At 42.2% G+C, this 12,336-nt stretch carries 11 protein-coding genes; 7 read left to right on the top strand and 4 right to left on the bottom strand.

Annotated elements, in window-relative coordinates:
- Both BRLA_RS19210 and BRLA_RS19205 read left to right on the top strand, forming a co-directional pair.
- Window positions 1–1,221, top strand: a complete 1,221-nt coding sequence (locus BRLA_RS19210) for an efflux RND transporter periplasmic adaptor subunit (RefSeq protein ID WP_003334753.1) — start codon at window positions 1–3, stop codon at window positions 1,219–1,221.
- A gap of 12 nt (window positions 1,222–1,233) precedes the next feature.
- Complete coding sequence (locus BRLA_RS19205; protein ID WP_003334754.1) at window positions 1,234–2,859, top strand: DHA2 family efflux MFS transporter permease subunit; 1,626 nt, start codon at window positions 1,234–1,236, stop codon at window positions 2,857–2,859.
- Window positions 2,860–3,061: 202 nt separating this feature from the next.
- Here BRLA_RS19205 and BRLA_RS19200 read toward each other — a convergent pair whose 3' ends face one another.
- Both BRLA_RS19200 and BRLA_RS19195 read right to left on the bottom strand, forming a co-directional pair.
- Entirely contained in the window at window positions 3,062–3,841 is a 780-nt protein-coding gene (locus tag BRLA_RS19200; RefSeq protein WP_003334756.1) for an AIR synthase related protein, read from the bottom strand.
- Between the two features lie 31 nt (window positions 3,842–3,872).
- Window positions 3,873–4,571, bottom strand: coding sequence for a class I SAM-dependent methyltransferase (locus BRLA_RS19195; protein ID WP_003334757.1), 699 nt, complete (start codon window positions 4,569–4,571; stop codon window positions 3,873–3,875).
- Window positions 4,572–4,757: 186 nt separating this feature from the next.
- Between BRLA_RS19195 and hppD the strand changes: the two genes are divergently transcribed.
- The 3 genes from hppD to BRLA_RS19175 all read left to right on the top strand — a co-directional run bounded on the left by hppD (window position 4,758) and on the right by BRLA_RS19175 (window position 8,763).
- Window positions 4,758–5,849, top strand: a complete 1,092-nt coding sequence (hppD, locus tag BRLA_RS19190) for a 4-hydroxyphenylpyruvate dioxygenase (RefSeq protein WP_003334758.1) — start codon at window positions 4,758–4,760, stop codon at window positions 5,847–5,849.
- Window positions 5,850–6,080: 231 nt separating this feature from the next.
- Window positions 6,081–8,165, top strand: coding sequence for a carbon starvation CstA family protein (locus tag BRLA_RS19185; RefSeq protein WP_003334759.1), 2,085 nt, complete (start codon window positions 6,081–6,083; stop codon window positions 8,163–8,165).
- A gap of 385 nt (window positions 8,166–8,550) precedes the next feature.
- A complete protein-coding gene (locus BRLA_RS19175; RefSeq protein WP_031413057.1) occupies window positions 8,551–8,763 on the top strand; it encodes a CstA-like transporter-associated (seleno)protein in 213 nt (70 codons plus the stop codon).
- Between the two features lie 45 nt (window positions 8,764–8,808).
- On the opposite strand, the gene BRLA_RS19170 is transcribed toward BRLA_RS19175, so the two are convergent.
- Entirely contained in the window at window positions 8,809–9,102 is a 294-nt protein-coding gene (locus tag BRLA_RS19170) for a hypothetical protein (RefSeq protein WP_238547453.1), read from the bottom strand.
- 145 nt (window positions 9,103–9,247) lie between these two features.
- On the opposite strand from BRLA_RS19170, the gene BRLA_RS19165 reads away from it, so the two are divergent.
- A complete protein-coding gene (locus BRLA_RS19165; RefSeq protein ID WP_003342415.1) occupies window positions 9,248–10,114 on the top strand; it encodes an inositol monophosphatase family protein in 867 nt (288 codons plus the stop codon).
- 296 nt (window positions 10,115–10,410) lie between these two features.
- Here BRLA_RS19165 and BRLA_RS19160 read toward each other — a convergent pair whose 3' ends face one another.
- The gene (locus tag BRLA_RS19160; RefSeq protein ID WP_003334765.1) at window positions 10,411–11,526 is read right to left on the bottom strand and encodes an FUSC family protein; all 1,116 of its coding nucleotides are present in this window, start codon (window positions 11,524–11,526) and stop codon (window positions 10,411–10,413) included.
- A gap of 354 nt (window positions 11,527–11,880) precedes the next feature.
- Here BRLA_RS19160 and BRLA_RS19155 point away from each other — a divergent pair, with 354 nt between their 5' ends.
- Window positions 11,881–12,303 (top strand): hypothetical protein, encoded by a 423-nt coding sequence (locus tag BRLA_RS19155; RefSeq protein ID WP_003342421.1) that lies wholly within the window; start codon window positions 11,881–11,883, stop codon window positions 12,301–12,303.
- Window positions 12,304–12,336: the final 33 nt, after the last annotated feature.

Here is a 12,336-nt window from a genome sequence, read left to right as displayed (position 1 = left end):
ATGAATAAAAGACAAAAAGGGATAGCAGGTACTTTTGCCATAATGGCTTTGTTGCTCGGTGGCTGTAGCAACAATAGCGACAATGAAACAACAAATGCTCCCATTGTACAAACGATGAAAGTTGTATCTACTACGAATTCTTCTGGCTTGATGGCATCAGGCAAAATTGTACCCGATCAACAGGTTCAGGTGGTTTCCAAATTGTCCGGTCGAGTAGCAAATGTCAACGTAAAAGAGGGCGATCGTGTCAAAAAGGGAACGGTGTTAGCAACTCTTGAAAACGCTGAGCTAGTACAACAAGTACGACAAGCTGAAGCTGGTATTGTTGCTTCTCAAGCAAAATTAAATGATACCAAGGCAGGTGCACGTCAACAGGATTTGGAGCGGCTAAACAGCGCCTTACAGCAAGCAAAAGTGGGATGGGATGTCGCTCAAAAAACCTATGATCGCATGAAGGCTTTATTTGATACAGGGGCTGTGCCTCAAGCTGAATTAGATAAAGCATCGCTTGCATTAGAACAAGCTAAATCAGGATATGAGCAAACCAAGGCACAGCTTGATTTAGCCAAAGCAGGTGCAACCTCCAATTCTATAACAGCTCTGCAAGCGGATGTAACGCGTCAAAAAGCAGGTTTGGATTTAGCGAAGACAACATTATCTAACGCAACGATCACATCGCCAATCGATGGAATGATTGCGATTCGCAATATCGAGCCGGGGGAAATGGCGGCGCCTAGTATCCCGCTAATGACCATCGTCAACATGGATACAGTAGTGATAAAAGCGAGTGTTCCTCAAGAACAAGTAAATCCTTTGAAAAAGGGACAGACGGTACAGGTTGTAGTAAATAAGGATAAGAAAATGGTAGGAACCATTGATTTTATCAGCCCTGTATCTGATGCAAACAGTACGACTTTCCCTGTTAAAATCAGAGTGAAAAATGACGGTTCGTTATTAGCCGGAATGATTGCTGAGGTCTATTTTGGCACAGATGCTCAAGTAGCTACAGGAGTAGAGATTCCGAAAAGCTCTGTCATTAATCAGGATGGTAAAAAATTTGTTTATAAAGTAGATGGAAATACCGTTCACATGACTCCTGTTGAAGTAACAGAGAAAAATCCTGATTGGTTATATGCAAAATCAGGTGTTACTGCTAACGATCAGATTGTTACACAACCAGCTAAAGATCTGCATGATGGTAGTCAGGTCCAAATAAACTAGGAGGCGATCAATTTGTCTGCTTCTAACAACAAGGAGAACGCTTCTTATAAATGGTTGGCGTTGGCTGCTATTGTAATGGGGACTTTCGTGGCCGTCTTAAATAATAGCTTAATCAACATTGCCCTCCCTAAGCTGGTAGCTGTATTTGGTTCCACCACTGACACTATTCAATGGGTGCTGACAGGGTATATGCTTGCTTCCGCGGTTGTGATTCCCATGAGCGGGGCGCTTGGAGATAAGTTTGGTTATAAGCGGGTATTCGTAACCTCACTTGCTTTTTTTACAATCAGCTCAACGTTTTGTGGATTTTCATGGAATGATAGCAGTATGATTTTTTTCAGAGTGGTGCAAGGGTTAAGCGGTGGTTTCATTATGCCGATCGGGATGTCTATCATCTACACGATTATGCCACGGGAACAAATCGGGACAGCGCTTGGCTTATGGGGGATTTCAGCCATGGTAGCTCCTGCTGTCGGTCCTACGTTAAGCGGATACGTCATTGAATATTTCAACTGGCGGTTTCTCTTCTTCATGGGTGTGCCAGTAGGGGTTATAGCGGTAATTATGAGTAGCATGATTTTAAAAGAAACACCACTAAAAAAGGATTTGAAATTTGATTTTCCCGGGGCCATCTTATCTATCATTGGTTTTGCTTCGTTATTGCTAGCCTTATCAAAGGGACAATCAGAGGGTTGGACATCATTGTACATCGTTAGCCTATTATTTGTGGCTGTGTCTAGCTTATCGTTATTGGTCTATGTAGAGCTAACTACGGAGCAACCATTGATTGAGCTCCGTATTTTAAAGAATGGAACATTCTCACTTAGTTTATTGATTGTTAGTTTTCTTACTATGGGAATGTTCGGTGGTATCTTTATGATGCCGTTGTATATGCAGAATATCCAAGGCTTATCTGCCATGCAGACAGGTATTCTATTGATGCCCCAGTCAATTGCCATGGCGTTAATGATGCCGTTAGGCGGTAAATTATTTGATAAATTCGGCGTTGTTCCATTAGGATTGATTGGATTGACTCTCGCGGGGATAACCACCTTCGAGCTTCAAAATTTAGCTCAGGACACTCCCCATCGTTGGATTGATGTGTTATTAACCATTAGGGGCTTGGGAATGGGGCTCTGTATGACACCACTTTCAACAGTGGGGATGAATGCCATCGAGAAATCTATGGTTGGTCGTGCTTCTTCGTTATCTAATCTGATTCGCCAAGTGATGGGCTCCTTTGCTATTGCGATTTTGACAGCACTGATGAGTAATCGGCAAACCTTCCATGCCGTGCGGATCAGTGAAAATATGCAAGTGACAAACGATACAGCAAATCAAATGCTGAGCATGCTATCAGGGGTATATGCACAAAGTGGGGTAGACTCCGCTACTTCAATGGGAGGCGCCTCTGCCATACTAGCGGGTTTGATTCAGAAAGAAGCCTTCACGAGAGGGATTGCCGACACTTTTATGGTATCGGCGTTGCCAATTCTTTTATGCATTCCATTGGTGCTGTTTTTCCTAAAAAAACGAAAAGCACCGGATGATTTCGTAGCAGCAAAAAGAGTTCCTGTTGAAAAACCAGCAGGGGCAACACCTCAAACCTCAGGTACTACCTCACCTATGGAGGGATAAATGTAAATACTGGCTTCCTCAGTTTGTTTTCGCTAACTGAGGTCTTTTTTTTGAGTGGGAACAGAAAGAGAGAACAGCTTCTTCTAAAGGTAGAAGATAGCTGTTCTCTCCCTTGCGATGGATACAGTCCACTGCTCTGCACTTGTTGGACAAGCTGTTTTCTTACTTAGTAGGCAATGCCCTTCACGCTGTCCCTTTTACTTTATTCAAGAATAGCTAAAACATGTACAGGACAACGTAATTGATTTCGAAATTCTTCAAGAAGCTCAACTGCCGCTGAAAAGATCACACAAGTAGAAGGGCCGCCAGATTGCTTCAGATCAAGAGGAAGAGGAGTAGTGAGACGATATGTAAGCGAGGCACTTGCAGCTAACTGCTCCATTTCATAAGCGATTCCTTTTGAGCCAACGGGCAACAGATCATGAACACCAGGATGAGCCCGTAGTTGGATTAAGTCAGCTAGGGAAAGCATCTCGGGATCGTCTAATCGAACCTCATGCTTGGGTCCGCTTTTTGGAATACCTGCACACATGATAGCTTCTTGAGGCTGGGCTGTTCCTGGGGAAAACTGAGCTTGCTGTACCAGCCCAAGTACGGTTATACCAATCCCTGTCTGCGTGGTTGGAATGTTTTCCTCTGTACTTCCTGTAAACTGTATATCCTCAGTGACGCCTGCTTCTTGCGCATATTCCTTAATACCACGGAGAATTTCTTCCCCATAGCCCTCAAGCTCTACCGCTAGCGTATCGCATATCATAAACGGAGTGGCTCCACAAGCAATCAATTCAAAAAGCGGTACACGAACAGCAAACCGTCCTAACAGATCGGGTGCTATTTGGACGATATCCTGTGGTTTGGTGCCGATGCCGCCATCTGAATCGCAGGCGATAACGATGCTTTGTGCTTCATTGATCCGAAGTAGCGTCAGATCACGTACCTTTTGCAAATGGTGTAATGGATTTGTGAGATAGGGTACTTGCATAGCTGGCTCCTTTACAAAATGAATGATTTGTTTAGAGATCTGGGTGCTTACGTAAGGCAAGCAAGGTTACAAAACTGACTGCTTCACGTAATTCCATGCTCAGAGAATGAGCGAGGACAGGAGGAAAATCATCTTTATACACATGTGATTCCTTTTGCAGAAAAAATCCATTCTCCTGTGCTAGCTGTTTTGCTTCCCAGGGCATGATCGTATTCTGGATAGTGGCTTTCCCATACAAACGTGGATAGCTATGTGCCCGCGGGCCTGCTGTGGGTCCCAAGACCCCCAGTAGTAGCAATCCATCTGGTTGCAGGATGCGTCGAAATTCTTGAAGGACAACTAGGGGAGAGGAAGTAAACTCCATCGCGTTAATGGATAAGATACCTGCAAAGGATTGGTCTGGATATGGCGTAGCAGAAATATCTCCCTCCATAAATTGTAGAGAAGGAGAATCGGTAAGCCGGTTGGCCTGCTTGGTGGCATAGGCTATCATTTCTGAGGAAATATCCAAGCCTGTTACATCATACCCTACAGAGGCTAGCTTGAAGCTAGCATATCCATCTCCACAGCCAGCATCCAGTATTTGACCCTTGCTGGCAGGAAGAAGCTCTGTAAATAAAGGGAGGATCGTTTTCCGACTGCCCTGTTCCCACATTCCCTTGCTTCGCTCATGCCAATCACCTGCCATTTGATTCCATTGCTCTGAAACAAATGTATTCCACTCCTGCATCGCACTTCGCTCCCTTCAACTATCCTTTTACCTATCATAACTGATTAGAGCAGATAGACAGAAGACTATTATTGATATTGCATGAAAGCGTTTAAGCGTTACTCCATATTCTTGCATGAAAAAAACAGACCATGTAATCTCAAATAAATAGGTTTAAAAATTCAGAATAGTCGGAGGTTGAGCGGTGTGAGCGTAAAAGACTTTTTCCCTATTCAAGATTGGGACTATGTTGAGTTGTATGTAGGAAATGCGAAACAGGCACTGTACTATTACGCAAAGGCATTTGGATTTGAGCCGTATGCTTATCGTGGTTTGGAAACAGGGAGTCGCACTCAGGTCTCTTATGCGTTAAAGCAGAATCACATTCGTTTGGTGTTGACAGGAGCATTAGAGCCTGATCATCCGATTACTGATTTCATTAAGCTACACGGCGAGGGAGTTAAGGACATTGCTCTTCGCGTTGAAAATTGTGAAAAGGCTTACCAGGAAGCGATTTCCCGTGGCGCTACATCTATCATGGAGCCTACGGAATTTAGTGATGAACATGGAACCATAAAAAAAGCAACGATTGCTACTTATGGAGAAACAGTCCATTCCTTTATTGAACGGAAGGATTATAAAGGGGTGTTTTATCCAGGCTTCCAACCTTATCAAGCTCCGTTTGCCTGTCAGCCTACAGGTCTAATTGGTATCGATCATATCGTAGGGAACGTTGAGGTTATGGACGAATGGGTTGGATTCTATGAGAAAGTTATGGGCTTTACATCTTCCCAAAACTTCAGCGACGATGACATTTCTACTGAATACTCCGCGCTCATGTCCAAGGTTATGCAAAACGGTACTGGGCGAATTAAATTTCCAATCAATGAGCCTGCGGAAGGCAAACGCAAATCGCAAATCCAAGAATATCTGGAATTTAACAAAGGGCCAGGGGTTCAACATATTGCTGTATTGACTAATGATATTTTGACAACTGTTTCGCAATTAACGGCAAATGGGGTTGATTTCTTAGGTGTACCGGACACCTATTACGAAAATTTAGCGGAGCGTGTAGGGGCAATTGAAGAGGACATCGAGAAATTAAAAGAGCTAAAAATTTTAGTGGATCGCGATGATGAAGGCTACTTATTGCAATTGTTTAGTAGGCCAGTAGTAGATCGTCCGACATTATTCTTTGAGATTATCCAGCGTAAAGGTAGCCGTGGTTTTGGGAATGGTAACTTTAAAGCGTTATTTGAAGCACTGGAGCGGGAGCAGGAGTTGCGTGGAAATCTATAACAATCCCATAACGAAATAAGCAGGAAAGCCACTTTTTACGTCGGTATGAAAAGTGGCTTCCTTTTTTATAATCAGCTATTTCTTGAAAAAAATGTATATTTTTCTAAAAAAAGCTTTTCAGCTTATCTACATGTAAGGTATCATAAAAAAAGATTCAGGTTATTTTGTTAAAAATCAGATAATTTAGATTATTGTTGTGTGTCTTACATTCTGAAAGGAGGAGCACTTTTTATGAAGCGAAAGTTACTTTCCATAATCATTTGGACAGTTATTTCTGCATTAGGAGGCATTGGATTTGGAGCGTTGGCTTTATCCAAGGGAGAACAGGTAAGCTCTTTTTGGTTATTAACGGCTGCTTTATGTACATATGCAGTAGGTTATCGATTTTATAGCCGTTTTATTGCCCGTAAAATAATGGGCTTGGATGACAGACGAGCTACTCCCGCCGAAATACATAACGATGGCAAGGATTTTGTGCCAACCAATAAGTGGGTTTTATACGGACATCACTTTGCGGCCATTGCAGGTGCAGGGCCGTTAGTAGGACCTACATTGGCAGCTCAAATGGGATATTTACCCGGTACCATTTGGATTATTGTAGGGGTTGTATTGGGAGGAGCCGTGCAGGATTTCATTATTCTATTTGGCTCGATGAGACGCAATGGAAAATCCTTAGGTCAGATTGCCAAGGAGGAGATCGGACCTATTGGGGGCGTCCTTGCGATGATTGGAATACTAGCTATCATGGTTATTCTTATTGCTGTATTGGCGCTTGTTGTTGTTAATTCTCTTACTCATTCTCCATGGGCAACCTTTACGATTGCGATGACGCTACCAATTGCTATTTTGATGGGGTTGTACATGCGCTATTTCCGACCGGGAAGAGTGCTGGAGGCCTCTGTTATCGGAATTGTGCTGTTGTTTGCTTCTCTTTATTTTGGCCAAGCAGTGGCAGAATCGCCTACCTGGGCCCCGTTGTTTGATTATGAAGGTACACAGCTTGCTATTATGGTTATCATTTATGGTTTTATCGCCTCTGTTTTACCGGTATGGTTTTTATTAGCCCCACGCGATTATCTCAGTTCCTTTCTAAAAATTGGTACAATCGCTTTTCTAGCCATTGGCATCGTTTTCACATTACCTAATCTACAAATGCCGGCTTTAACAAAGTTTATTGATGGTACTGGGCCAGTATTTACCGGTAACCTTTTTCCCTTCCTCTTTATTACGATCGCTTGCGGAGCCATCTCCGGCTTCCATGCTCTAGTCGCTTCAGGCACAACGCCAAAAATGATTATCAAGGAAAGCGATGCTCCTTTAATTGGCTATGGGGCAATGCTAACGGAATCTATGGTTGCTATCATGGCGATGATTGCGGCCTGCGTATTAACACCTGGCTTGTATTTTGCAGTAAATGCACCCGCATCAGCAATCGGAACTGATGCAGTTACAGCGGCAGCTACGATTACCAACCATTATGGCTTCCCAATTACTCCGGAGCTATTAACGGAAACAGCCAAGGATGTAGGAGAGACAAGTATTTTATCCCGAACAGGAGGGGCGCCTTCCTTCGCGTTGGGAATGGCACATATTTTTTCAGGTTTTATCGGCGGAAAAGTCTTTATGGCCTTTTGGTATCATTTTGCAATCCTGTTTGAGGCCGTGTTTATCTTAACTACCATTGATGCTGGAACACGTGTTGGCCGTTTCATGGTACAGGACATGCTGGGCAACGTGTTCCCAAAATTAAAACGCATGGACTACCTACCGGGCAATCTAATCGGGTCTGCTGCTGTGACAGCGGGATGGGGCTACTTTTTGTATCAAGGGGTTATTGATCCATTGGGCGGGATTAAAACACTTTGGCCATTATTCGGTATTGCCAACCAAATGCTAGCGGCAATTGCTTTTGTAGTTGGTACTACGCTCATTATTAAAATGGGCAAGGCTCGCTACGCTTGGGTTACACTCGTTCCAATGGCATGGCTTTCATCGGCCACCTTGTATGCGGCTTGGCAAAAGATTTTTTCTAATGATATTACGATTGGATTTTGGGCGCATGCCAACTACTTCAAGGAGACTTTAGCGGCAGGACTGTTGCCAAAAGGAGTAACATCTGTCGAGGCAGCCGAGAAAATGATTTTTAATGATATGGTAGATACCATTGTTTGTGCGATCTTTTTACTAATTACAATAGCCATTATTGTTGATGGAATACGTCTATGGCTCTCTATTGCGAATGGAAAGAGATACGAGCTGAAAGAGGAACCTTTTGTGCTAACCAAACGTGATCATAAGGGGAATCTAATCGCTTAACTAGACCAATAAAAAAGCGAAAAACCGCTCATGTGCTGGTTTTTCGCTTACCTTTAGCTTCAAAGGCTTGTTGCCAGTCCGCTTTCAGAACTGTTCAAAAAATGCTGTGAAGGAGAACTATAGGGGTGCGTTTTAACGCGGTTTGGGATAAAGTTCTACATTTTAGGAACAGAGAGCGGACTGACAACAAAACTAAGAAAATGCTCAATCTATATCATAAAACAGTCTCAATAAAGAAATCTATATGTTTACCCAAAGAAATTTCAAAAAATATAGTAAAAAATCATATTTTTTTAGTAGTGGAAATGTTTAATAAGGTTATAGTGGTATTAAAAATAATATAGTCAGTTATGGATATTATGTTGGAAAAGTGAGGTGTGTGAGAATGCGAAAGAAAATAAGATACTGGAAACGGCGACTCAAAAAGGTGCGTTCCATCATTAAAACAATTTTTGGTATGCCCGATTATGATCGTTATCTGGAGCATTGGTATACGACACACGGAGCTCCTGGAATATTTCCGATGACAGAGAAGGAATTTTATCTTTTCGCATTAAAAAACAAATATGAAAGCGGTGAAGTGAATCGCTGCTGTTGATGGGAAATAGGGCTATGTAGCAAAAAGGGGGCTACTACACTAGTCCTATTTATTTTTATGCCAAAAAGAACGCAGGAAGATATGTGCCTGAGTCTCATCCTTGTGCAAGACTTCTACATAGGAGAGCCTTTTGTTCGTAAAAAGATGGTAATCTTCAAACAAAGTAGCAGTTACAGAATTACGAATTCGACAGCGGATGCCCTGCTGTTGTAAAAACGTATATAATTCAAATGCTTCCCATTCAGGTCCCTCGTAAACCATGTGATATCGATAAGCACTTATCATATCCATTATTTTCAGGCTACTAAATAGTACGACTATCAATACAAAAAAGGTCAAGTATAATCACTTCCGTTCTAAATATGTCGCGAAATGGAGATAGTATTACTAGTGTAGCATTTATAATAGATAAACTATTCATCGCCGTTGTTTAGGAATGTAAGGTGTAGGAGAAGGGGAAATATGATACACTAAAGAAAATTGGATGGGTTGGGTGGCGATATCTTTGCAACCGAATGAACTGGAACAGTGGAAAGAATTGGCGATCACATGCGCCAAAACAGCCGGTAAGCTAAGTTTGGAGAAAATGAATCAGCCCTATACAGTCAACTATAAAACCTCTGCCTCTGACTTAGTCACAGCTGTAGATGAAGAAGTAGAGCAGATGGTTATTGATATGATTCTTAAGCAATATCCTGAGCATGGCATTTTGGGTGAGGAAAATCGGTTTCAGGGTATGGCCCCTTCTGAATATGATACCCTGTGGATCATTGACCCTATTGATGGAACAACTAATTTTGTTCATCAGCAAATTAATTTTTCGGTTTCAATCGCCGTGTATCACAAAGGGGAAGCAATTGTTGGTGTTGTCTATGACCCATCACGTGATGAGCTGTTTTATGCAACTAAAGGTGGAGGAGCTTATTTAAACGATCGACAGCTACGTATTCACCGTCAAGTAAAATTAGAGGAAGCCTTACTTTGTACAAGTGTGTTTTGGCATAAACGCGCTGAGCAGATAGGCATCGATGTTATTTTCAAAGAGTTAGCGGGGAAAGTTCGCGGTATGCGCTTGTTAGGAAGCGCGGCCTTGGAGCTATCTTACGTAGCAGCAGGACGACTGGATGGTTACGTCAGCTTGCAATTAAACCCATGGGATTTTGGAGCAGGCAAGCTTATTATTCAGGAAGCGGGCGGTACTGCTACCACAATGGAAGGCAAGGAACTTCCATACGATGCTAAAAGCAGTGTAATGGGATGTAATCCGACGTTTTATGAGGAGTTACAACAGTTTATTCGTAGTAACATGAACCTGATTCGTTCCGCGCAAGATGCAAAAGATCATACATAGGTATTTTTCCATAGCAATCTGCCTTTTTTGACTTTTATACGCGCTTATCCAAGCATCACATGACCGAAATTCATAGGGTACTAGCAGGAGTATGTGAGTCCATGCATTCTCCGCTACTAGACCGTGAGAAGGAGGAAGGATCATGGGATGCGGTAGAAGAGGTGGTATATTCGGTGGAGGCTTTTTATGGATTATCATTATTATTGTAATATTGGTGTGTTTCTGTGATGATTAATCATACGTAGTTTGCAGAAATAAAAGAGCCTTTCCCTTTTTGGGGTAAGGCTCTTTTTCTACTATGCTCTGTATGCGTAATTCGTTGACACTCGCTCGTCAGTGCAGTCTTTAGAAGCTGTGGATAACTCCCATACGTGAGCAGAATATTCCATCTCAACAATCATACGATTTATCTCTGCGTACAGGCAGCCAACCTCTCGTAAAGAGGAGATACCGGCAGTTTCTATTGATGTGATGAACTGCTGAGATTGTTGTTGTTGTACCCTGTATAACAGATTCAGTAGCTCCTGATGGGCCTCTGCGGACGGATTTGCAACAAAGGCGCCATATGTTGAAATGGCGGCACTAGCATCAAGCAAAGGCTGATCAAGAGTATGCCGAAGAGTGGGGAGATATTTTAATTCCTGAGCAGTATATAGGATACTACATATAGAGATCAACATCTTTTGAACAGAATCAATTTGTTGTTCCAGATAATAGAGCGTATTAAGGTCTTTTCGGTAAAATACATTATATTTTAGGCTTTTCTTTGCATGCTTTAATGAAGCCTCCAGCTCATTATTCCATTTTAAAAGGGAGGCAGGATCGACAGTCGGAGTAGTTGCACCATCAGAGTGATTATTTAATGCAGTGGCCATAATTGTTAATGTCTGTGCTAATTGCTTACAAGATTCGGCATGTTTCTTTTGAACAGTAGGAACATAGTTCTCTGGTCGAATAACCATTTGAATGAAAACAGCCACGATTGCTCCGATAATGGTTTCTAAAATCCTGCCAGTCGAATAACCTTGCATTTGTTGAAAGGTCATTACCATCACAGAACTAACACCGATTTGTGAAATAATTTGTGGATTTAAGCGTAAAGCGGTAGCGGTACCCATACCTACCAATAGAACAAGGACGAGACCTAGAATTCCATTTTCAAAATAAGGAAGAATAATAATACTAGAGACAACTCCGCCAATGACACCAATTATACGATAAATTCCCTTTTCCAGAGTGTCTGCAATGGTAAGTTGCATGGTTAATACCGCAGCAAGCGGAGCAAAGTAGGCAAAATGATTGCCGAACAATAGTGAGGCGATCAACAATGACAAGCCGGATGCTAAGACGGTTTTACACACATGAAACGTGAGACCAAAGCGAGCGCACCAATTCATACTGCGCTGCACCATGGAACTCACCTCCTTGTTTTTCTAAGCTGTTTTAGTGTTTGTTACAACCATCATGGTAAACCAAAAATGTTGATACAAATGCTTATAATTTTGACAGATTTTCGATAAAGTTCTTCTTTTCACAATTATAAGCGTTTTTTCATGAATGAAAGCGAATACATTTACAAACATGTGCATTCTTCGCATTTTTGTACAGGAGAGCTTGCTTCGATATGCTAAAATAAAGGATATCTTTTGACAAACAGCTAAAATGAAAAAAGCAGAGTCGAAGATAATATCTGTTACTGATGTTGGATTATTTTGAACAATATTACTTTTATAAGGTTGAACATAATGAATAAAGGGGCGAGGCGATTGAACGATTGGCGCATGTACACAGATGAACGCAAAGAAGAAAGAAAACATGTGTCTTGGCACGAGGTGCTGCGAGAAATTGCGAGCTTGGATGGGAAAATGAGAACGTTGGTACATGCTGCCTATGGCGACCATGTTGATTTGGTTGTGTCGGGCGGTGATGAAGGATACGTCTTAATTCAATGGAAAGAGTATGCACGTGACATCAGTCATTATGTACTAACCACGAAGCAGGGTGATGCGGAAGTGGCGGGAAGAATCATCACCGTAGAAGGCGAAGGGCTGCCAGTACCAGCAGATTGGGCTATTTCACTTGAAAAGGCCATTCCTTTACTTGGGGATTTGTTGCAAACCTGCGAGCAAAAAGAGAACGTAGATTTGCAATGGTTATTACTGGAGACAGAACCTGGGCAAATGTCTTAGGAGCATCAGACATAATCTTTGAATTTCACCATA

It is taken from the genome of Brevibacillus laterosporus LMG 15441, from assembly GCF_000219535.2.
Lineage (GTDB): Bacteria > Bacillota > Bacilli > Brevibacillales > Brevibacillaceae > Brevibacillus_B > Brevibacillus_B halotolerans.
This window is presented reverse-complemented; position numbering and strand designations above follow the sequence as displayed.

Excerpts from the sequence above, each read along its gene's own strand:
- BRLA_RS19160 (WP_003334765.1), bottom strand. The coding sequence starts at position 11,526 with ATGGTGCAGCGCAGTATGAATTGGTGCGCTCGCTTTGGTCTCACGTTT.
- BRLA_RS19175 (WP_031413057.1), top strand. The coding sequence starts at position 8,551 with ATGCGAAAGAAAATAAGATACTGGAAACGGCGACTCAAAAAGGTGCGT.
- BRLA_RS19210 (WP_003334753.1), top strand. The coding sequence starts at position 1 with ATGAATAAAAGACAAAAAGGGATAGCAGGTACTTTTGCCATAATGGCT.
- BRLA_RS19200 (WP_003334756.1), bottom strand. The coding sequence starts at position 3,841 with ATGCAAGTACCCTATCTCACAAATCCATTACACCATTTGCAAAAGGTA.
- BRLA_RS19165 (WP_003342415.1), top strand. The coding sequence starts at position 9,248 with ATGGGTTGGGTGGCGATATCTTTGCAACCGAATGAACTGGAACAGTGG.
- BRLA_RS19195 (WP_003334757.1), bottom strand. The coding sequence starts at position 4,571 with ATGCAGGAGTGGAATACATTTGTTTCAGAGCAATGGAATCAAATGGCA.
- BRLA_RS19185 (WP_003334759.1), top strand. The coding sequence starts at position 6,081 with ATGAAGCGAAAGTTACTTTCCATAATCATTTGGACAGTTATTTCTGCA.